Raw genomic sequence first — 19,883 nt, 5'->3', positions numbered from 1 at the left:
AGATCCGCAGGGCTCATGGCTTCACGGTGCGAAGCAATGACTTGGCAACCAGTTGCTCATACAGCTCGGCATAGGGTTCCACGGCCTTGCACCAGTTGAATGGAGCGGCCATTGCGCGGCAGCGCATGGCATTCAACAGTTTGGGGTAGCTGAACACCTTGAAGGCGCGCTTGAGTGCTTCCTCGTAGCTGGCCACGGTGGACTCGTCGAACAGAAAACCGGTCACGCCGTTTTCGATGGTGTCCGCCAGGCCGCCGGTGTTGCGCGCTACTGGCAGCGAGCCGAAGCGTTGTGCATACATCTGGCTCAAACCGCAGGGTTCATAGCGCGAGGGCATCAGCAAAAAGTCGCTGCCCGCGAACATGCGCCGTGCATCGGTTTCATTGAAACCGATGCGTACTCCGATCTGACCCGGGAAGCGCAAGGCAAGTTCACGCATGGCCTGTTCTTCTTCGGGTTCACCGCGGCCGATGATGCAAATCTGCCCGCCCGAAGCGACGATAAAGGCGGCCACGGCTTCGGTGAGGTCCAGGCCCTTCTGGTAAACCAGGCGCGACACGACGGCAAACAATGGCCCTTTGGAGGGGTTGAGGCCGAACAGGGTACGCACATGGGTGGTATTGACGGCGCGGGCATCCCAGTCACCGATACCGAAGGGCGCCACCAGATGGGGGTCGGTGGTGGCTTCCCAGCTTTCATCGATGCCATTGGGAATACCGCTCAACAGGCCTTGCTGGGTCTTGCTGGCCAAAAAGCCATCGAGCCCGCAGCCAAAGGCCGGGGTGGTGATTTCGGCGGCGTAGGTCGCGCTGACCGTAGTGATATGGCTGGCGTAGGCCATGCCGGCCTTGAGAAACGACAGTTTGCCGTAGAACTCCATACCGTCCTGTTGCAGGGCATGGTGCGGGATGCCCAGCTCAGGGCAGCAGGCGCGGCTGAATACGCCCTGGTAGGCGAGGTTGTGAATAGTGAACAGGGTGGGGGTGCGTTGCCCGCGCCAGTGCATATAGGCCGGGGCCAGCCCTGCAGGCCAGTCGTGGGCATGCACGAGGTCGGGTTGCCAGTGTATCTGTGCCAGATTGGCAGCGATATCGGCTGCAGCCAGCCCCAGGCGGGCGAAACGGATGTGGTTGTCGGGCCAGTCGCGGCCATTGTTGGCGCCGTAGGGCGTGCCTTCGCGCTCATAAAGCTCAGGGCAGATCAGTACATAGATGACCAGGCCGTCGGTCATGTCCATGCGTCCGATCTTGCAGGCGGGCAGGGCGGCATGGCCACCGAGTTCACCGATGATGTGGATCGGGTTGTCGCTGTTGAGCACTTGTGGGTAGCCGGGGATCAGCACCCGTACATCATGCAAGTGACGCATGGCCCGCGGCAGTGCTGCCGACACATCACCCAGGCCACCGGTCTTCACCAGGTCGGCCAGTTCGGAGGTGACAAACAGCACCTTCTTTTTATTGGGATTGGCGTTTATCACCGCCAGCGCGGGCCTCCCTGCAGGGGCCAGATCTGGCAGTGAAATCAGCTCATTCACAACTTGCGGGGTCAGACGTTCTTCTTGATGTGGCGCAGCAGCACTGATCATGAATCTCTCCCGTTGTATTTATTGATCTGCTAACGGCCACCCGGCCGGCACTTCCCCACTGACTGATCGGCCATGTCATCCACGGCAAAAATGCGTAAAAGATGATTTGGGCACTGCAAGGAATGCACCAACAGCTGCAACCCAGTCCCAAGTTGGCCTATCACGGGCGAAGAAGATCCGATTATTCAAATACGACAAATACACGCCGTAGATGCGACAGCGTTGAGTGTAGAAGAGATGGGTCAAGCTGCTAGCTAAAGGCAGTGTTTTTTGTAAGACAATGAGAGTTGTCTTGTAGGAAAAGTATCTATCACAAAGTCTGCTTCAGTTTTTGTAGCAGCTGACGAGCGGAGGGAGGCTGCGCAGCAGCCGTAAAATCAGACACTGCGATATGCTAGCCCAATCGGGTTCGCAGGGTTCACGGCCGCTACGCGCCCGAACGCAGCCTCGCTCCGCTCGTCAGCTGCTATGGGGATGGGGGGCGGTTCTGCAAAATAACAGGGCGCGCGCACCGATGTGGTGCGCGCGCCTCGCGTATTTCAGTTGCCAGGGTACTCGGCGATCACCTGGTCTTTACCGTCGTTGTCCAGGCCGATCACCTGGTAGGCGTCCTTGCGGTCACCCATTTCCATACCCGGCGAGCCCATTGGCATGCCCGGTACAGCAATACCCTTGAGGTCGTTGCGCTGGGTCAGTGCCACCACTTGTTCGGCAGGCACGTGACCTTCAACGAACTTGCCGTTGATCACTCCGGTATGGCACGACGCCAGCCGGGGCTGCACGCCGAGGCGCTGTTTGACGCTGGCCATATCCGTTTCTACATGGTCATTGACCTTGAAGCCGTTGCTCTCAAGGTGAGAAATCCAGGCTTTGCAGCAGCCGCAGTTGGCATCGCGGTGCACATCAATGGTCAGTTGTTCGGCCGCTTGCGCCAAAGAGGTCAACAACAGGGCCGAGAGTGCGAAAAGGCGCAATGGAGTCTTCATCGAGATCCTCTATACGAAAAAACGTCAGCCTGAGCGACAGGGACTGTCAGGCAACTGATGGACAGATGACAAATCTGTCAGGTTGGGGCGCTTTGGGTGGAATCAAGGCACTATAACCTCGTTCCCTTAATCGCTCACTTTTCTGATGTGTACCGTATATGGCGCTTGCCGTTCCACCCGATTTGTCTGACACCGATGTGCGGGTACAACCCTTGGCGCGTACTTATCCCCGTGGCCTGTATATCGAGCCGCATCAGCACGAGTGGGGGCAGTTGCTCTACGCAAGCAGCGGCGTGATGTGGGTCGATACCCCGGATGAAGCCCTGGCCGTGCCACCACAGCGGGCGGTGTGGTTGCCGCCGCAGGTGCCCCACGGGATTCGCGTGGTGTCGGATTTGCAGATGCGAAATATCTATTTGCCACCCAAGCTGGCCAGCACCCTGGACAGTCGTGTGCAGGTGATTGAAGTCGGCCGCTTGCTCAGAGAGCTGATTATCAAGTTGGTGGAGCGGGCGGACGGGCAAACGTCCTACACCGAGGCTCTGCTCAATCTGACGTTGCTGGAATTGCAGCGGGCCCGCCGAACCCAGCTTAAGGTGCCCATGCCCGATACCCCGGACCGGCGCCTGCTCAACCTGTGCCAGTCGGTCATGGCCAGCCCTTCGCTGGATATCGCCTTTGAGCAACATGCCGAGAACGCCGGGGCCAGTGTACGAACCCTGGCCCGTCTTTTTCAGGGCGAACTGGGCATGGGCTTCGCCCAGTGGCGGCGGCAGGTGCAATTGGCAACCGCCGCGGCCGAGCTGATCCAGGGCGCTTCTGTCAGCCAGATCTCACGCTCGCTTGGTTATTCGCCCAGTAGTTTCAGCGATATGTTCCGACGCGAGCTGGGTGTGAGTCCTTCTTTGTATGCCTCAGGTCAGGTAGCAGAGATCTGAACTTGTCCGGCAGACAGAAGCCATTGGCAGAAGCACCACGCTTGTCGGCCATAAACTGGGGCATCTCTACAGCATCCAGAGGGCTGAATATGAAAGCACTGCAATTTTCCAAAACCGGTGATCTGGCGGCGCTGAACCTCGTTGAGTTGCCGCTGCCGGTACCTGGTGCCGATGAAGTGCTGGTGCAGGTCAGGGCTGCGGGCCTGAACCCCAGCGATGTGAAAAATGTACTCGGCCGTTTTCCCTACACCACCTTACCCCGCGTGCCCGGTCGGGATTTTGCCGGGGTGATCGTGGATGGACCGCAGGCGTTGGTGGGGCAGGAAGTCTGGGGTACGGGTAAGGAACTGGGGTTCTACCGGGACGGTTCTCATGCGAGCTATTTGGTCTTGCCGGTTGAAGGCGTTGCGCTGAAACCCAAGTCGCTGAGTTTTGAGCAGGCCGCCAGCCTGGGCGTGCCTTACACCACGGCGTGGGATGCTCTGCAACGAACGGGTGTAGGCGCGGATACCCGTTTGCTGGTGATCGGTGCCAATGGCGCGGTAGGCACTGCGGCTATCGCGCTGGCGAAAGTGCTTGGCGCGCGGGTGCTGGCGGCGGTGCGTCGTATCGAGCAGGCGCAGGTGCTGCTGGAGCAGGGCCTTGAAGTGCTGGTTCTGGATAAACCGGAGTCGCTGGGGGCTCAAGTGAATGAGGTATTTGCAGGTGGCGCTGAAGTGATTTTCGACACCACTGGCCATTGGTTGCCAGCGGCAGTGTCGGCGTTGCGCACTTTCGGGCGAATCGCCTTTATTGCCGCACCGCTGGACGGTCATGTGCATTTGCCTGCGCTGGCCCTGTATCGCAAGGGCGGGTCGCTGGTCGGGGTCAACACGCTGCTGTATAGCTGCGGCGATTGCGCGCAGAGGCTCAATCAGTTTGGCCAGTACTTCGATCAAGGGCTGTTGCCGGCACCGGGTGGTTTTCAGGAAGCGGCCCTGGCGGACGGACTGGCCTGTTATGCGCAGGTCAATGAAGGTGCGTGCGCCAAAGTGGTGCTGATCCCGTAGGCACTGCCTGAACTGTGGGAGCGAACAGGCTCGTTCCCACAGAGGCAAGTGCTACCCGGTTATTGCCCCAGCCGCAAGCTGGCGCGAATGCCATTGACCTCAGGCTCGTTGGCTTTGTAGCCGTCAGCCGGGCCTGCGTAGGAAAGGGCGTAGGCGCTGTTGCCCTGGGTGGCGGCCACCAGGGTCTGGGTGATCACGTGGTTGCCGTTCTGGGTGATCTTGCAGGTGGTTTGCAAGGCGTCCAGCCCGCCCAGAGTGCTGCTGTGGATCTTGTTGCAAGCGCTCTGGTAACCGCCTTTGGCGAAATTCTGCTGCAAGGTTTTGCGCATTTGCAGCAACACCGCCTCCATATTGACCTTGTGCTCGGGCGCCAGGGTCGACTGAGTCAGCTCCATAACCATCTGCGGGTCACCATTGGCATCGTTCTTCACCGCCCGCTGGCGCACACTGCTGTCGTCCGGGGCAGGGGGGACGGCCTGCACTTCCCAGCCGCCGGGCCAGGTAATCATCAGACCGTCGGCGCTGGCCATGGGCGCTGCAGCCAGCAGGCACAAGCCGATAAAAACGGGAAAACGTCGGGCAAAATGCATGGTTCTCGGGCCTTTTGAGCGATGGGGGGACTTCAATAGTGTATCAATTGGTGTCCAGGTATTGCTTTGCAACGTGACATCATTTCGACCATTGCTCAGCTAAACCTTTGCTTCTTATGTCTAATCCCGGACAATCGCGCCCCTCTTATGGCCGGGGCGATGTCAGCAAGATGTTTCTTGTCCGCCCCGGCTGCGTGGTAACGACCGGCTAGCGGAGATTCGACCGGATGAATGACCAGGCTAACAGCGTCGACGAACGCTTCGACGAGACACCAGCGACCCTCACTCGCTGGAATCGTCATGACACCACCTGGATGCTGGGCCTGTTTGGCACGGCGATTGGCGCAGGTACCTTGTTTTTGCCGATCAACGCAGGGCTTGGCGGCTTTTGGCCGTTACTGATCCTGGCGCTGCTGGCGTTCCCGATGACCTTTTACGCTCACCGCGGCCTGACCCGCTTCGTTCTCTCCGGGCGTGAAGGCTCAGATATCACTGACGTGGTTGAAGAACATTTCGGCCTGCGTGCAGGTGCTGTGATTACGTTGCTGTACTTCCTGGCCATCTTCCCGATCCTGCTGATCTATAGCGTAGCGCTGACCAACACGGTTGGCAGCTTTATGCTCAACCAGATGCATATCACTCCACCTCCACGGGCAATCCTGTCGCTGGTGCTGATTCTGGGCTTGCTGATTGTGGTGCGCTGCGGCGAGCAGGTGATCGTCAAGGCCATGAGCATGCTGGTCTACCCGTTTATCGTGGCGTTGCTGTTTTTGGCGGTGTTTTTGATCCCGCACTGGAACGGCGGCATTCTCAGTACCGCGACTACGCTGCCTGCGCCTTCGGTATTGCTGCATACCTTGTGGCTGGCGATTCCGGTGATGGTTTTTTCCTTTAACCATTCACCGATCATTTCGGCGTTCGCCGTAGACCAGAAGCGCCGGTATGGCGCCAATGCCGATGAGCGCAGCTCGCAGATCCTGTCCCGTGCTCACCTGCTGATGGTAGTGATGGTGCTGTTCTTCGTGTTCAGTTGCGTGCTGACCCTGTCGCCGGAACAACTGGCCGAAGCCAAGGCGCAGAACCTGTCGATCCTGTCCTACCTGGCCAACCATTTCAGCAACCCGACCATCGCTTTTGCCGCGCCACTGATTGCTTTTGTGGCCATTGCCAAGTCCTTTCTGGGCCACTACATCGGCGCCAGCGAAGGCCTTAAAGGCCTGGTGCTGAAAACCGGCAAGCGCCCGGGCGCGAAAAATCTGGACCGCATGACGGCCGCTTTCATGCTGGTGGTGTGCTGGGCTGTGGCCACGCTCAACCCGAGCATCCTGGTGATGATTGAAACCTTGGGCGGGCCGGTGATTGCAGCCATTCTGTTCCTGATGCCGATGTACGCAATTCGCCGGGTGCCGTCTATGCGCCAGTACTCGGGGCAGATCTCCAACGTGTTCGTGACGGTTATCGGCCTGATTGCGATCTCCTCGCTGGTGTACTCGCTGATCCCTTGATACATACCCCTGGCGCCGCCGTCCTGGCGGCGACAGGGCGCTGATTGACCCGCGCAAGCCGTCCAGGGCTTGAGTCTGGCCGGTACTGCGAATATGATTGCGACCCATTCCTATTCGCAGTGTGCCCACGGCACGTCCCGAGGGTTTCCGTGTCGCCATCCCCGCCGAACCCGCCGTTGCTGCACGCAGATGTGCAAAGCCTCTACAGCGATCACCATGGCTGGCTGCTGAACTGGCTGCGCAGGCGCCTGCGAGATACCGACAATGCTGCCGACATGGCGCAGGACACCTTTCTCTATGTGCTGGGCAAGCCGGAACAGGTTGCGCATTTGCGCGAGCCACGGGCCTGGCTGAGCACCATTGCCAAGGGCCTGTTGATTGACCGCTTCCGCCGCCAGAAAGTCGAGCAGGCCTATTTGCAAGCGCTGGCTCACTTGCCCGAGCAGCACATGCCTGCCGCCGAAGAACGTTTGATCCTGCTGGAAACCCTGACCCGCATCGATGCGTTGCTCGAGGGCCTAAAAGCCAATGTACGCACTGCCTTTTTGCTGTCACGCCTTGAAGGGCTTGGCTATCAGGCTATTGCCGAGCGCCTGGGGGTGAGCGTGAGTTCAGTGGAAAAATACATGGCCACGGCCATTCGCCATTGTTTTCTGATGCGTAACGCCCTGTGAGCGCTGGTTCGTCGCCGCCAGGATTCGCCCCCCATGTCCTTGACCAGGCGATTGACTGGCTGGTCAAAACCCAATCCGGTGCGGCGCCGCCTCAGGTATTTGCGGCGTGCGAGCAATGGCGCGCAGCCGATGCCAGCCATGAAGCCGCGTGGCAAGCCCTGCAAATGACCGAAGCGACCTTGCGCCAGGCCTCGGTGCTGCCGGGTCGTGTGGCTTTGGACACCCTGGCCGGCAGTGGCCGCCTGCGCTCACGGCGTCAGGCCCTCAAAGTGCTCGGCCTGGGCATCCTCGGCGCAGGCGCGGGCGGCCTGGTCCTGCAACAGCAGCCCTGGCGGAGCGTGGGTGCCGACTATGCGACCGGCGTGGGAGAGCGGCATTCGTTCAATCTGCTCGATGGCACGCGTTTGCAGCTCAATACCGACAGTGCTGCTGATGTGCTGTTCACTGCGCAACAGCGCCTGATTGTGTTGCGCGAAGGCGAGATATTTATCCGTACGGGTCAGGATCCGGGATCTGCGAGCGGGCGCAGGCCATTCTGGGTGCATACCCGTGAAGCGCGCCTGCAGGCTATTGGCACCGCATTCGATGTACGTCAGGAGTCAGGGCGTACTCGCTTGATGGTCGAGGAGGGCGTAGTGGCGATTCACTTGCCCGATACCCGGCCAGTGCTGGTACAGGCGGGCAGCGAGTACCTGATCGATCCACGTTCTGCACAGTTGCAGCCTGCGCCCGTGTTTAGTGCCAATGGCTGGGTCAGCGGTGTGCTGGTGGCCAGGCAGATGCGCTTGCAGGATCTCGTGCAAGAACTGGCGCGCTATCGCCACGGCTGGTTGCAGTGTGATCCGGCGGTGGCTGAATTGCGGGTTTCCGGGGTGTTTCAACTCCAGCGCATTGACCATGCGCTGGAGGGTTTGAGCCAGTCGCTGGCGGTGCGTATTGAGCGCCGGACACGGTTCTGGACACGCATTGTGGCGGCTTAGTAGTGTGGAAGCGAGCCTGCTCGCGAAAGCCATTCGCGAGCAGGCTCGCTCCCACAGCGCAAATTTCTTTGCGGGTTTTCGGCTGGCCTTCGACAGATAGGCATAAGACTTATCCATTGCAGGAGCCCCGCGCCAATGTCCCGTGTTTTTCGCAACCCTTCATTGCCTCCCCGCAACCGCCTGGCCATGGCCTTGCATATCGTTTTACTGGGCACCGTGGCGCAGCCGCTATCGCTGGTCAGTGCTGCGCCCTTGAGTGTTCAGCGCAGTTTCGACGTGCCCGCTAGCACGCTTGAAGATTCACTGAACCGCTTCGCCCAGCAGGCCAATATCTCCCTGCCTTATGACCCGGCGCTGGTGCAAGACAAGCAGGCGTCAGCCCTCAAGGGCCGCTTTGATGTGCCCCAGGGCTTGCAGCAACTGCTCAAGGGCAGCGGTTTGACGGCCACCGAAGGCGCCAGCGGAGTCTGGACCCTATACCCACTGACTTCCGCCAATGTGGACGGCCAGTTGCAATTGCAAGCCACCAGCGTCACGGGTTTGGCGTTGGGCAGCACCACTGAGGGCAGTCACTCCTACACCACGGGTGAAACCAGTACGGCGACCAAGTTGCCGCTTTCGCTGCGTGAAACGCCGCAATCGGTGACGGTCATTACCCGTCAGCAAATGACTGACCAAGGTTTGGGCAGTATCGCTCAGGTATTGGCGCAAACCCCCGGCATCACCGTGGTGCATGACGACAGCGAGCGCTACAACTTTTACTCTCGCGGTTTCACCCTCGATAACTTTCAGTACGACGGTGTGCCGACCTCGGATTTCACCACCAATACCAATGGCCTGGGCATGCGTGACATGGCCATTTACGATCGCGTAGAGGTGGTGCGCGGTGCCACCGGCTTGATGAGCGGTGTGGGTAGCCCGTCGGGGGCCGTGAACCTGGTGCGCAAGCGTCCCACCAAGGCGTTTCAGGGCTATGTATCAGGCAGCGGCGGCTCATGGGACCGCTATCGCAGCGAGCTGGATTTGTCCGGGCCGCTGACGGAAAACGGCGCACTGCGCGGACGTGTCGTCGCCGCCCACGAAGATGGCCGTTCCTTTATCGATCGCTATTCCTCGACCAAGGACGTGTTCTATGGCATCGGCGAAGCGGATTTGACCGACGACACCACTCTGTACGCCGGTATCGACTATCAGCGGATCAATTCCAACGGTTCGAGCTTTGGCCAATTGCCGCTGTATTACAGCGATGGCAGCCGCACCCATTTCAAGCGCTCGATGAATCCCGCCGCCAAGTGGGCGTATGCCGACAGTGAAAGCACCAAGTATTTCGCCGGTGTTGAACAGCGTTTTGCCAATGACTGGCTGCTCAAGGTCGAGGCCAGCCACTGGAAGGGCAACACCGAGCAGTTGCAGGGCAACCTGGTGGGCTGGGGGCCTTTTCCGGACAAGGCCACCGGCCAGGCGCAGTTCATGAGCGGGAGCAAAACCTTCGAAATCAATACCGATACACTGGACGCCTATGCGACCGGGCCGTTTGAGCTGTTGGGGCGTACCCATGATCTGGTGGTGGGGATGAACGTCAGTGACCGGCGCACGGACTACCTGGCAATGAATGCCGATGACCTGACCGTCAACTACGAAAACTGGAACAATGACGCGCCGCGTCCTGCTGATCTGAGCCAGGGGTTGAAGCAAAAGTACAAAACCAAAGAGTCGGCAGCCTACGCAGCATTGCGCCTCAAACCTGTGGACGACCTGTCGATCATCCTGGGAACCAGGGTAGTGGACTACGATCGCAAAGGCACAATGACCTATAACGCGGCGCAAACTGTGCCAACCACGGATAACAGCAAAAAAACCGGGAAGATGATTCCTTATGCCGGGATCGTCTACGACCTGAACGAAAACCACTCGGTCTATGCCAGCTACACGGATATCTTCACGCCGCAAAGCTACTTCGACCGTGACGACAAGGTTCTGCCGCCGATGACTGGCCAAAGCTATGAAGCGGGTCTGAAGTCCGAGTATTTCGGCGGGGCGCTGAACACCAGTTTTGCCCTGTTCATGATCAAACAGGACAACTACGCCGAATACGATGGTGTGCGGGATGATGGCCAGGATGCCTACAAGGCAATCAGCGGTACCAAGACCAAGGGCATCGAGGCCGAAATATCCGGCGAAATCATGACCGGCTGGCAATTGCTGGCGGGCTACACCTACGCCCAGCCACGGGACAAGGACGGCAAGCGGATCAACAGCAACCACCCTGAGCAATTGTTCAAACTGGCCACCAGCTATCAACTGACCGGCGACCTCAAAGACCTTAACGTGGGCGGCAACCTGACCTGGCAGGGCTCGACCTACAGCGAGCTGGATTCAACAATCAAGACCGAAGCCAAGGAAGGCAGCTTTGCCGTGGTCGGCTTGATGGCCCGCTATGACATCACCAAGAACCTCAGTGCGTCAGCTAATTTAAACAACGTTTTCGATCGTGAATACCTTAGCGGTTACGGTTTGTACTCGACTTATTACTACGGTGACCCGCGCAACCTGATGCTGGGCATGAAGTACCGTTTCTGACGAGGTTTTCATCTCGCGTGTGCCCTGGGTCGACTATGGTTAAAAACCACGAAATCGGAGGCTGGCAATGAGCGATACCACCATCCACAAGGCAGCAGCAGATGGTTACAAGCAGGGCGCCGACACCTATGTGCGCGGGCGCCCGGATTACCCGGCGGGTGTGACCGCATGGTTGTCCGAAACCCTTGGCCTGGGGCCCGGGCAAACCGTGCTTGAAGTTGGAGCCGGTACCGGCAAGTTCACCACGCGCCTGTTACAGACGGGCGCGCGGGTGATTGTGGTCGAGCCGGTGCAGGCCATGCTCGACAAGCTCTCCAGCAGCTATCCGCAAGTCGAAACCCATCAAGGCACTGCCCAGGCCATTCCTCTGGCCGATGCCAGTGTCGATGTGGTGGTGTGCGCGCAGGCTTTTCACTGGTTCGCCACCTCTGCAGCGCTGACCGAGATTCATCGCGTGCTCAAGCCTGGCGGGCAACTGGGGCTGATCTGGAACCTGCGCGATGCCAGTGTGCCGTGGGTGGCGCAACTGGATGCGCTGGTCAATCAGTGGGAAGGTGATGCCCCGCGCTTCTATACCGGCGCGTGGCGTCAGGCATTTCCTCATCCGGGTTTTGGCCCTTTACGCGAGCAGAAACTGAGCCATTCCCACGACGGACCGGTAGAAGACGTAATCTTCAATCGGGTGCGTTCTACCAGCTTTATCTCGGCTCTGATACCGGCCGAGCGTGATCGCCTGGAACAGCAACTGGCGGCTTTTGTCGCCTCGCATAACGCGTTGAATCACGGTGGCACCGTCAGCGTGCCGTATGTCACGTCGGCATTTGTCACCCGCAAGGACGCTTGACCTGCATCAATGCTGACGCGTCGCACAGGCATAGCCTGAGCTCAACCCATGTTCCAGGAGGTAGCCATAGATGAGCATCATCGTGACCGGAGCTGCCGGGTTTATCGGCAGCAATCTGGTGAAGGCCCTGAACCGACGCGGCGAGCGCGACATCATCGCCGTCGACGACCTGACTGACGGCGACAAGTGCCGCAATCTAGCAGACTGCGATATCGCTGATTATTTCGACAAGCGTGAATTCGTACAGCGCTTTACGACCCATCAACTGGGCGAAGTGCGTGCCGTGCTGCATCAGGGCGCCTGTTCCAGTACGGTAGAAAGTGATGGCCGGTTGATGATGGACAACAACTACCGTTACAGCTGCGACCTGCTGCAAGCCTGTCAGGAACAGTCGGTACCTTTGCTGTATGCCTCTTCGGCGGCGGTCTACGGCGCGAAACGGGAGTTTCGTGAAGCCCGCGAGTACGAGCAGCCTCTGAATGTCTATGCCTACTCCAAATTCCTCTTCGACCAGCGGGTACGCCAGTTGCTGCCCAGGACGCGCAGCCAGATTGTGGGCTTGCGCTACTTCAATGTGTACGGCCCCCGCGAACAGCATAAAGGGCGCATGGCTTCGATGGTCTGGCACTGTTTTAACCAGTATCGCGATCATGGCCATGTCGAGTTGTTTGGCGAGTACGGCGGCTACCCGGCGGGCGGGCATGAGCGCGATTTTGTCTCTGTGGAGGATGTGGTCAAGGTCAATCTGCATTGGCTGGACCATCCGCAAACCAGTGGTGTTTTCAACCTGGGCACTGGGTGCGCGCGGTCATTCAATGACCTGGCACTGGCGACCATCAACAGTGTACGCGCTGCCGAGGACAGGCCGCCCCTGACCCTTGAGACGGCCTTGCTGGACGGAGTGTTGCGGTATTGCGAGTTCCCTGACGGGCTCAAGCACAAGTATCAGGTGTACACCTGCGCAGATCTCGGGCAGTTGCGCGAAGCGGGGTATCGCGAGCCAATGCTTGGGCTGGAGGAGGGCGTGCAGAGCTATTGTGCAGGGCTTCTTGCATCTTAGGTCGTGGGAGCGAGCCTGCTGGCGAAGGGCATTTCGCTAGCAGGCTTGCTCCCACAAAATGAAGTTATTTACCTGACAGCAGTGCTTCCAGCTTTTCCTGGTCACGGGCGAATTGGCGGATGCCTTCGGCCAGTTTTTCGGTGGCCATGGCATCTTCGTTGGAGGCCCAGCGGAATTGTGCTTCGTTCAGGCTCAGGCGGGGTTCGCCTTTATTGCCCGGAGCCAGTTTGCGTTCCAGTTTGCCGTCGTCCAATGCCAGTTTTTCCAGCAGGTCGGGGCTGATGGTCAGGCGGTCGCAGCCGGCCAGCTGTTCGATCTGGTTAAGGTTGCGAAAGCTCGCGCCCATCACCACGGTGTTGTAGCCGTTGGCCTTGTAGTAGTTGTAGATGCGGGTCACGGACTGCACGCCCGGATCATCGGAGCCGGTGTAGTCAATGCCGGTGGACTTCTTGTACCAGTCGTAAATCCGACCCACGAACGGCGAGATCAGGAACACCCCGGCATCGGCACAGGCAGCGGCCTGGGCAAACGAGAACAGCAGGGTCAGGTTGGTTTGAATGCCGTCCTTTTCCAGTTTCTCGGCAGCGCGGATGCCTTCCCAGGTCGAGGCCAGCTTGATCAGCACGCGGTCGCGACCTACACCGGCCTTGTCGTAAAGCTCGATCAACTGGTGGGCTTTTTGCAGCAGGGCAGGCTCGTCGAACGACAGGCGGGCGTCGACTTCAGTGGAAATGCGCCCCGGAATCACATTCAAGATACCGCTACCCACAGACACCGCGAAGTGGTCGCAGGCCTGACCTACATCACCTTTGGCGTGGCTGATGGCGTTTTGCAGCAGTTCTGCGTAGCCGGGCATCGCGGCGGCCTTGAGCAGCAGCGATGGGTTGGTGGTTGCATCCACGGGTTTGAGGCGGGTAATCGCGTCGAGGTCGCCGGTGTCTGCGACCACGGTGGTGAACTGCTTGAGTTGTTCCAGCTTGGAAGTCATGAGCGTCTCTGTCGGAAAGGTATTAATGGCAGTACAGATTGAGTGCGTCTTCGATCATTAGTTCGTTGAACGGTAAGTGGCAGAATGCCGTTGAATACGCCCGCAGTGCAACTAATGGTGCAGATTTAATCTGTCGCAGTGCCATTACCCTGCTTTCACAGGTCGAGCGTGCCCCATCCCGGCTTGCGCAGCTCTGGTTCGGCGGTCTGCACGGCGTTGACGGTTTTGCCGGTGGCCAGCTCGACCCGGCGTGCTACTTCCGGGTCATCGGCAAAGGGAATCAGGCTGGCGTCGTCGAGGTCGTTTTCGGTCTTGTGTTTCAGGCACCAGCCTACGGCAAAGTAAAGGCTGATAACCGCGGCGCTGTTGAGGGCGATGTCGAGCATGGGCAAGGTTCCTTGCTGTAGGGTACCGCAGGCCCTGGGGCCTGCGGTGCAGCGTGGTCAGGCGATGTGTGCGGTCAGTTCGGCCTGCTTGAGGTTGCCTGCACGCACCGTGCGCCAGACGTTCCAGGCCATGAGCAACATGCCGCAGAGGAAAAACAATCCGCCCACCAGGCGAACTACAAAGCCCGGGTGGCTGGCCTGCAACGATTCCACAAACGAATAAGTCAGCGTGCCGTCATCGTTGATAGCTCGCCACATCAGACCCTGGGTGATGCCATTGACCCACATCGAGGCGATGTAGAGCACCGTGCCGATGGTGGCCAGCCAGAAGTGCAGGTTGATCAGGCTGGTGCTGTACATCTGCTCGCGGCCGAAGATTTTCGGGATCATGTGGTACAGCGCACCAAAGGTGATCATTGCCACCCAGCCCAGGGCACCGGCGTGGACATGACCGATGGTCCAGTCGGTGTAGTGGGAGAGGGCGTTGACGGTCTTGATCGCCATCATCGGGCCTTCAAAGGTCGACATGCCGTAGAACGCCAGGGACAGCACCAGAAAACGCAGGATCGGGTCGGTGCGCAATTTATGCCAGGCGCCCGAGAGGGTCATCATGCCGTTGATCATGCCGCCCCAACTGGGTGCCAGCAGGATGATCGACATGGCCATGCCCAGAGACTGCGCCCAGTCGGGCAAGGCGGTATAGTGCAAGTGGTGCGGACCGGCCCAGATATAGAGAGTGATCAGTGCCCAGAAATGCACAATCGACAGGCGATAGGAGTAGATCGGCTTGCCGACTTGTTTGGGCACGAAGTAGTACATCATCCCCAGAAAACCGGTGGTCAGGAAGAAACCTACGGCGTTATGCCCGTACCACCACTGCACCATGGCATCGGTAGCGCCGGAGTACACCGGATATGATTTAAACCAGTCCACCGGAATGGCCAGGTGGTTGACCACATGGAGCATGGCGATCACCAGGATAAAGGCGCCAAAAAACCAGTTGCCGACATAGATGTGCTTGCTTTTGCGGCGTACCACCGTGGTGAAAAACACGATGGCGTAGGCCACCCATACCACCGTCAGCCAGACTGCGCCGGTGAATTCGATTTCGGCGTATTCCTTGGTTGTGGTGTAGCCCAGGGGCAGGGTGACCAGCATGATCACGATCACCGACTGCCAGCCCCAAAAAGTGAAGGCTGCGAGTTTGTCCGAATACAACCGCACCCCGCAGGTACGCTGTACGGCGTAGTAGCTGGCGGCAAATTGCGCGCTGCCGGCAAAGCCGAAAATCACCAGGCTGGTATGCAGCGGGCGCAGGCGGCCGAAGGTGGTCCAGGGCAGGTCGAGGTTCATCTGCGGCCAGGCCAGTTGTGAGGCGATCCACACGCCCATGGCCATGCCGACAACGCCCCATACCACGGTCATGATGGCGAATTGGCGGACGACCTTGTAGTTATAGGCCTGCCCGTTCAGTGCTGTGCTCATGCTCAAGTCTTCCACGGTTCAAAGTCCTGCCAGGCCTCGTGGTCTGGCGCAGGGGGAACTTTAGGAATCAGGGCAAAAACAAAACAGATTCAGAAAACGAGAATTAATGCAGATCACAATTTTGCGCTGGATCAGGCGAATATTTACCCATCTGATCTGGTTTTAGAGTGTTTCTTGACAGACAAATAGAACTGAGCTGTAAAAAGTATGCCGATGTGTATTGAGCATTCGATTACAATCGCCGTCGGATCAATTCGGGTTCTGCGGCGATTGTTCAATGCTTGGCTATACCTATAGGGCGCGTTTCTACGGCTGCGCCCCCTACAGGAGCTACAGAATGAAGCTTGGTCTAATGATCGGTACGTTGTGCATTGCATCAATCGGGATGGTCGGTTGTGCGAGCAAGGTCCAGCAACCTGACGAATATTCCGGATTCTTGAAGGATTACAGCCGCCTCAAAGAGGCCAAGTCGCCCTCTGGTGCTGAGGTGATGCGCTGGATTGACCCCAAACTGAAGCCAGGACAGTACACCAGCGTGTATATCGAGCCGACCCAGTTATATCCGGCGCCAAAACCGACAGAAAAGATCCCGCAAAGTACCCTCAATGGTATTACCCAGTATTACGACCAGGCGCTCAAACGCGAGCTGAGCAAATCATTGCCACTGGCAAGTGCCCCTGGGCCGGGCGTGATTGTGGTACGTGCAGCCATCACTGCGGTGAGCAGTGAAACCGAAAGCCTGGCACCGTATGAGTACATTCCGGTAGCGCTGGTGGCGGCTGCGGTGAGCACAGCGTCGGGGATCCGCGACCAGGAAACCCAACTGGCCACCGAGGCGGTGTTTATCGACGGGAAAAGCCAGGATGTAGTGGCCCAGGTAGTGCGCAAGGGCACAGGCAAGCCCCTGGCCAATGCCAGCCAGGCGATGAAGGCCGATGACGTGAAAAATGTGATCGATACCTGGGCTTCGGACTTGCATCAGTCGTATTTGAAACTCAACAAGTAAACGTACCCGGTGTAGCCGCCAGCCCCGGATATTGCGTAGCAGCTGACGAGCGGAGCGAGGCTGCGTTCGGCGGAGTAGCCGTCGTAGAACCTGAATCCAAGGTTCTACGACCATACCGTGCACCCTGGCATTACGAAGGCCGCACTACGCGGACGCAGCCTTCGGCAGCTGCTACGGAGCTGTTTGGCTAACTACCGGCGTTAGCAAGGGCATTTTCCATGCACCGCTGGCGACCTCGGGTTTGGGCATGTAAATGCGCAATACACCATAGAACGGTCCGTCAGGTGCTGGCAGCCAGTTGTTTAGCCACTCCCCGGCGGGCGGCTGGTTCTGCACATACAGAGTCAAGCTGCCATCAGCGTTGCGTTTGAGATCTGACAGCATGCGCGAGTTGATCAGGTAGCGATTGATCGGGTTTTCGACCAGCAGTTTGGTTTTGCCGTCATACATCGTCAGCGACCAGAACGCATTGGCGGGCGGCAGTGCATCCTTGTTGAAATGCAGGGTGTAGCGATCCCTGGAGGCGTCGACAGGGTGCTGCTGATTGTCGACGAAGTAACCGATGTAATTGGCCTCCGCGGCCGAGTTGCCGAAAATCCCCATATTGGCGCCCGCATAGCGGTACAGGTAATTGTTGTTCAGGTGTTCGCGGGAGCCGAACAGGTCACCGCTGGTGATTTTATGGGTGTCTACCTTGTCATGCTTGAATTGTGCGAACTCGGCTTTGCCTGCCGCAATTCCATCCTCCAGTGAAGTGCGCTGCTCAAGGGTCAGTTCATTGAGGTTGAAGGGCTGGCCCGGTTCAATCCCGATTTTCCTGAAACGCTCGCGCAATGCCGCTTCGCTGGGCTGGGGCTGGGCAAACGCGAGCATGAAACTCAGGTACCTGAACAGCTCGGGGCTGTCGCTCATATCGGCAACAGGTGCGGGCCAGTCCACGGCGGGCGCCGCAGCTGGCGTGGGTTTGCCCAGGAACTGGCTCAGGGGCCGGACCTTGTAACCGCTCTGGATGTGCTTGACCTTGGCCAGGTCTTTGTCATCGAACAACTGGGTGCGGTACAGGCCGTAGGCAATGGCACTCTCGCTGGGAATCACGGCGTCGATACCGGCCGGTTTTTCCCCTGTCCAGCCAGGCCCGGCGATCATGTAATTGCCGCCTTTATTGCCTGTGGTGCGGGTGCCCAGGTACGCGAAGTTTTGTGTGTACAGGTCGATCAGTTGCGTCGAGTAGTAGCGGCCATCCTCGATGGCAGGCAGGGTCAGTACCAGCGGCTCTGCACGCAGGTCCATCCACAGGAATGAGTAGGGCGTGTCCGAGTTGGGCGTCACGAATGCGGTATCCCTGGGGGTAAATACCATGGCGGTATTGCCGATTTCATTGAACGGCGCCTTGAAGTTTTTGCCCTGCGTGTCTACGGCCTGGGTGTAGAGGGTCTTGTACATTTCCACCACGGGGAAGCCGTACAGGTAGGCCTCCCTGGCGATGCTGGCAGCCTCGGTGGGTGAGGCACTGAAATTGATGGCGTCAGCATTGCCCGCCCCCAAGGAGAGGCAGGCAGCGAGCAGACAGGCGGGTGGCTTTATGTGCATGGCAGGTTCCTATTTTCCGAAGGTGACGTTGATCCCGGCAAACAGGGTGAACTGGGGCAGGTCGTCGCCCTTGCGTTCCACGGTCCATTGCGGCTCAACGAAGGCATTGAGGATGTTGCTTCCGGCTTTCCAGGCCTTGCCCACGCCCAGCCCGACGGGGATGTAGTGGGTGTTGTTTTTCAGGTCCCAGGTCCAGGTGCCGGTGGAGCGCAAATACCACCCCTTGGGCAGGTTGTGGATGATAAAGGGCTGGAACGTGGCGCTCTCGACATGCTGGCGGTCGCTGTCCCCGGCAAACGAGCTTTGATACTGCACCAGTGCGCCCAGCAGGCCCCGTGGCGAAGCATCGATGGCAATGGCCGCCAGGCCGGCTTGCCACTTGCCGGTGCCCAGTTCGTCATGCTCGGCAGTGGGTGCGGTTATCTGCGGGCCAATGCCCAATTGCACGCCTTCGGTTTTGAGCAGGAAAATATCGAACAGGTTGAGGTCGCCGATCCCGCTGCTGTAGCCACCGTGCGGGTCTGGACGGGTGCTGACCGGAAGCGTCACGCGCAACAGTTGCGGTACACCGATAACGTCGTTGGGTGCCACGGGCAGGGCGCCGCGCAGCAGGGCGTCATTGGTGTGGATATTGCTGTCGTACACCTGCGGCGTGTAGTAGTCCTGCAGATTGACCCCCGGGGCCAGATTCAGCGGGTTGTTGCTCTTGTTGGCGGTCTCGGCGTTATCTGCCAATGCATCGGCAGCCGGGTACAGGGCCAGGGTGAGCAACAGACTTGAGGCAAGGCGAGTGATGGGCATGCGATCCTGTTCCTTGGGCGCTAGCCATGTACGCTAGCAGTTGGCAGGGAACTGGCGCTTATGTCGGGGCTATTTCCGTCTTTTTTGCGCACCCGGGCACAAAAATACAGCTAATACCTGCGGTGCATGGCGCCTTGTAGGAATCGTCTTTTAGTGCCGCAGAGCATAAGATTTTTTGTTCGATCCATAGGTCAGCCCGGCTGATTCATGTTTAACTTCGGCCTCTTCAACAACCTGTCAAAAAGGACATCGTTCATGGCTCAAGTGACGCTTAAAGGCAACCCTGTTCAAGTCAACGGCGAATTGCCTGCAGTAGGTTCCAAGGCACCAGCGTTTTCGCTGGTTGCGGGTGATTTGTCCGATGCAACACTGGCGAGCTTTGCTGGCAAGCGCAAAGTGCTGAACATCTTCCCAAGCGTTGATACGCCAACCTGCGCTACTTCGGTACGCAAATTCAACGCCGAAGCCAACGCTTTGCCGAACACCGTTGTGCTGAACATCTCGGCTGACCTGCCATTCGCCCAGGCCCGCTTTTGCGGCGCTGAAGGCCTGGAAAACGTGCAAAACCTGTCGACCCTGCGCGGCCGCGAGTTTATCGAGAACTACGGCGTGGCAATCGCTGATGGCCCGTTGGCCGGCCTGACTGCCCGTGCGGTGGTGGTGCTGGACGAAAACGACAACGTGCTGCACAGCGAGCTGGTTAAAGAAATCGCTGAAGAGCCAAACTACGAAGCAGCCCTGGCTGTTTTGAAGTAAGTCGTACTGCAAGACCTGAAGCGGCCTGGCACTTAAGTGCCAGGCCGTTTTTTTTTGTACGGCCTGTTGATCGGTGGGAG

General features: G+C 58.8%; 18 protein-coding genes. 10 read left to right on the top strand and 8 right to left on the bottom strand.

Annotation, left to right across the window (positions count from 1 at the left end):
* Positions 1 to 13 precede the first annotated feature (13 nt).
* Positions 14 to 1,585, bottom strand: a complete 1,572-nt coding sequence (gene glgA, locus FHL07_RS20855; protein ID WP_095002374.1) for a glycogen synthase GlgA — start codon at positions 1,583 to 1,585, stop codon at positions 14 to 16.
* A gap of 539 nt (positions 1,586 to 2,124) precedes the next feature.
* Positions 2,125 to 2,571, bottom strand: coding sequence for a DUF411 domain-containing protein (locus FHL07_RS20850; RefSeq protein WP_095002375.1), 447 nt, complete (start codon positions 2,569 to 2,571; stop codon positions 2,125 to 2,127).
* Between the two features lie 158 nt (positions 2,572 to 2,729).
* Here FHL07_RS20850 and FHL07_RS20845 point away from each other — a divergent pair, with 158 nt between their 5' ends.
* Both FHL07_RS20845 and FHL07_RS20840 read left to right on the top strand, forming a co-directional pair.
* Positions 2,730 to 3,509, top strand: coding sequence for an AraC family transcriptional regulator (locus tag FHL07_RS20845; protein WP_095002376.1), 780 nt, complete (start codon positions 2,730 to 2,732; stop codon positions 3,507 to 3,509).
* A gap of 89 nt (positions 3,510 to 3,598) precedes the next feature.
* Positions 3,599 to 4,558 carry a quinone oxidoreductase family protein gene (locus FHL07_RS20840; RefSeq protein ID WP_138738872.1) on the top strand — a complete coding sequence of 320 codons (960 nt, stop codon included), beginning with the start codon at positions 3,599 to 3,601 and terminating at the stop codon, positions 4,556 to 4,558.
* Between the two features lie 59 nt (positions 4,559 to 4,617).
* Here FHL07_RS20840 and FHL07_RS20835 read toward each other — a convergent pair whose 3' ends face one another.
* Positions 4,618 to 5,148 (bottom strand): DUF4946 domain-containing protein, encoded by a 531-nt coding sequence (locus FHL07_RS20835; RefSeq protein WP_095002378.1) that lies wholly within the window; start codon positions 5,146 to 5,148, stop codon positions 4,618 to 4,620.
* Between the two features lie 227 nt (positions 5,149 to 5,375).
* On the opposite strand from FHL07_RS20835, the gene FHL07_RS20830 reads away from it, so the two are divergent.
* The 6 genes from FHL07_RS20830 (at position 5,376) to rfaD (ending at position 12,791) form a co-directional block, all read left to right on the top strand.
* Complete coding sequence (locus FHL07_RS20830; protein WP_095002379.1) at positions 5,376 to 6,653, top strand: serine/threonine transporter; 1,278 nt, start codon at positions 5,376 to 5,378, stop codon at positions 6,651 to 6,653.
* 149 nt (positions 6,654 to 6,802) lie between these two features.
* Entirely contained in the window at positions 6,803 to 7,327 is a 525-nt protein-coding gene (locus FHL07_RS20825) for a sigma-70 family RNA polymerase sigma factor (RefSeq protein ID WP_095002380.1), read from the top strand.
* Entirely contained in the window at positions 7,324 to 8,307 is a 984-nt protein-coding gene (locus FHL07_RS20820; protein WP_095002381.1) for a FecR domain-containing protein, read from the top strand. The genes FHL07_RS20825 and FHL07_RS20820 overlap by 4 nt, the downstream gene beginning before the upstream one ends.
* Positions 8,308 to 8,442: 135 nt before the next feature.
* Positions 8,443 to 10,887, top strand: coding sequence for a TonB-dependent siderophore receptor (locus FHL07_RS20815; protein ID WP_138738871.1), 2,445 nt, complete (start codon positions 8,443 to 8,445; stop codon positions 10,885 to 10,887).
* 67 nt (positions 10,888 to 10,954) lie between these two features.
* The gene (locus FHL07_RS20810; protein ID WP_095002383.1) at positions 10,955 to 11,731 is read left to right on the top strand and encodes a class I SAM-dependent methyltransferase; all 777 of its coding nucleotides are present in this window, start codon (positions 10,955 to 10,957) and stop codon (positions 11,729 to 11,731) included.
* A gap of 70 nt (positions 11,732 to 11,801) precedes the next feature.
* Positions 11,802 to 12,791, top strand: coding sequence for an ADP-glyceromanno-heptose 6-epimerase (gene rfaD / locus FHL07_RS20805; protein WP_095002384.1), 990 nt, complete (start codon positions 11,802 to 11,804; stop codon positions 12,789 to 12,791).
* A gap of 64 nt (positions 12,792 to 12,855) precedes the next feature.
* Here the strand turns inward: rfaD and tal are convergent, their stop codons facing one another.
* The 3 genes from tal to ccoN all read right to left on the bottom strand — a co-directional run bounded on the left by tal (position 12,856) and on the right by ccoN (position 15,650).
* A complete protein-coding gene (tal, locus tag FHL07_RS20800; protein WP_095002385.1) occupies positions 12,856 to 13,779 on the bottom strand; it encodes a transaldolase in 924 nt (307 codons plus the stop codon).
* A gap of 155 nt (positions 13,780 to 13,934) precedes the next feature.
* The gene (locus FHL07_RS20795; RefSeq protein ID WP_095018850.1) at positions 13,935 to 14,165 is read right to left on the bottom strand and encodes a hypothetical protein; all 231 of its coding nucleotides are present in this window, start codon (positions 14,163 to 14,165) and stop codon (positions 13,935 to 13,937) included.
* Between the two features lie 57 nt (positions 14,166 to 14,222).
* On the bottom strand, positions 14,223 to 15,650 hold the full coding sequence (gene ccoN, locus FHL07_RS20790) for a cytochrome-c oxidase, cbb3-type subunit I (RefSeq protein ID WP_095021219.1): 1,428 nt from the start codon (positions 15,648 to 15,650) through the stop codon (positions 14,223 to 14,225).
* Between the two features lie 337 nt (positions 15,651 to 15,987).
* Between ccoN and FHL07_RS20785 the strand changes: the two genes are divergently transcribed.
* Positions 15,988 to 16,656, top strand: coding sequence for a DUF3313 domain-containing protein (locus FHL07_RS20785; protein ID WP_095018852.1), 669 nt, complete (start codon positions 15,988 to 15,990; stop codon positions 16,654 to 16,656).
* Between the two features lie 171 nt (positions 16,657 to 16,827).
* Here FHL07_RS20785 and FHL07_RS20780 read toward each other — a convergent pair whose 3' ends face one another.
* Positions 16,828 to 18,246, bottom strand: coding sequence for a DUF1254 domain-containing protein (locus FHL07_RS20780; RefSeq protein ID WP_095018853.1), 1,419 nt, complete (start codon positions 18,244 to 18,246; stop codon positions 16,828 to 16,830).
* Positions 18,247 to 18,255: 9 nt separating this feature from the next.
* Positions 18,256 to 19,047, bottom strand: coding sequence for a hypothetical protein (locus FHL07_RS20775; RefSeq protein WP_095026960.1), 792 nt, complete (start codon positions 19,045 to 19,047; stop codon positions 18,256 to 18,258).
* Positions 19,048 to 19,302: 255 nt separating this feature from the next.
* On the opposite strand from FHL07_RS20775, the gene tpx reads away from it, so the two are divergent.
* Positions 19,303 to 19,803: a thiol peroxidase gene (gene tpx, locus FHL07_RS20770; RefSeq protein ID WP_095002391.1), complete on the top strand. Its 501-nt coding sequence runs from the start codon at positions 19,303 to 19,305 to the stop codon at positions 19,801 to 19,803.
* Positions 19,804 to 19,883 lie beyond the last annotated feature (80 nt).

This window comes from Pseudomonas sp. FSL W7-0098 (assembly GCF_005930585.1).
GTDB classification, from domain to species: Bacteria; Pseudomonadota; Gammaproteobacteria; order Pseudomonadales; family Pseudomonadaceae; genus Aquipseudomonas; species Aquipseudomonas bubulae.
The sequence above is the reverse complement of the archived record's forward strand: the minus strand, read 5'-3'. Positions and strand labels throughout refer to the sequence as shown.

Coding starts and splice junctions, on each gene's coding strand:
- glgA (WP_095002374.1), bottom strand. CDS start 1,585: ATGATCAGTGCTGCTGCGCCACATCAAGAAGAACGTCTGACCCCGCAA.
- FHL07_RS20850 (WP_095002375.1), bottom strand. CDS start 2,571: ATGAAGACTCCATTGCGCCTTTTCGCACTCTCGGCCCTGTTGTTGACC.
- FHL07_RS20845 (WP_095002376.1), top strand. CDS start 2,730: ATGGCGCTTGCCGTTCCACCCGATTTGTCTGACACCGATGTGCGGGTA.
- FHL07_RS20840 (WP_138738872.1), top strand. CDS start 3,599: ATGAAAGCACTGCAATTTTCCAAAACCGGTGATCTGGCGGCGCTGAAC.
- FHL07_RS20835 (WP_095002378.1), bottom strand. CDS start 5,148: ATGCATTTTGCCCGACGTTTTCCCGTTTTTATCGGCTTGTGCCTGCTG.
- FHL07_RS20830 (WP_095002379.1), top strand. CDS start 5,376: ATGAATGACCAGGCTAACAGCGTCGACGAACGCTTCGACGAGACACCA.
- FHL07_RS20815 (WP_138738871.1), top strand. CDS start 8,443: ATGTCCCGTGTTTTTCGCAACCCTTCATTGCCTCCCCGCAACCGCCTG.
- FHL07_RS20810 (WP_095002383.1), top strand. CDS start 10,955: ATGAGCGATACCACCATCCACAAGGCAGCAGCAGATGGTTACAAGCAG.
- rfaD (WP_095002384.1), top strand. CDS start 11,802: ATGAGCATCATCGTGACCGGAGCTGCCGGGTTTATCGGCAGCAATCTG.
- tal (WP_095002385.1), bottom strand. CDS start 13,779: ATGACTTCCAAGCTGGAACAACTCAAGCAGTTCACCACCGTGGTCGCA.
- FHL07_RS20795 (WP_095018850.1), bottom strand. CDS start 14,165: ATGCTCGACATCGCCCTCAACAGCGCCGCGGTTATCAGCCTTTACTTT.
- ccoN (WP_095021219.1), bottom strand. CDS start 15,650: ATGAGCACAGCACTGAACGGGCAGGCCTATAACTACAAGGTCGTCCGC.
- FHL07_RS20785 (WP_095018852.1), top strand. CDS start 15,988: ATGAAGCTTGGTCTAATGATCGGTACGTTGTGCATTGCATCAATCGGG.
- FHL07_RS20780 (WP_095018853.1), bottom strand. CDS start 18,246: ATGCACATAAAGCCACCCGCCTGTCTGCTCGCTGCCTGCCTCTCCTTG.
- FHL07_RS20775 (WP_095026960.1), bottom strand. CDS start 19,047: ATGCCCATCACTCGCCTTGCCTCAAGTCTGTTGCTCACCCTGGCCCTG.
- tpx (WP_095002391.1), top strand. CDS start 19,303: ATGGCTCAAGTGACGCTTAAAGGCAACCCTGTTCAAGTCAACGGCGAA.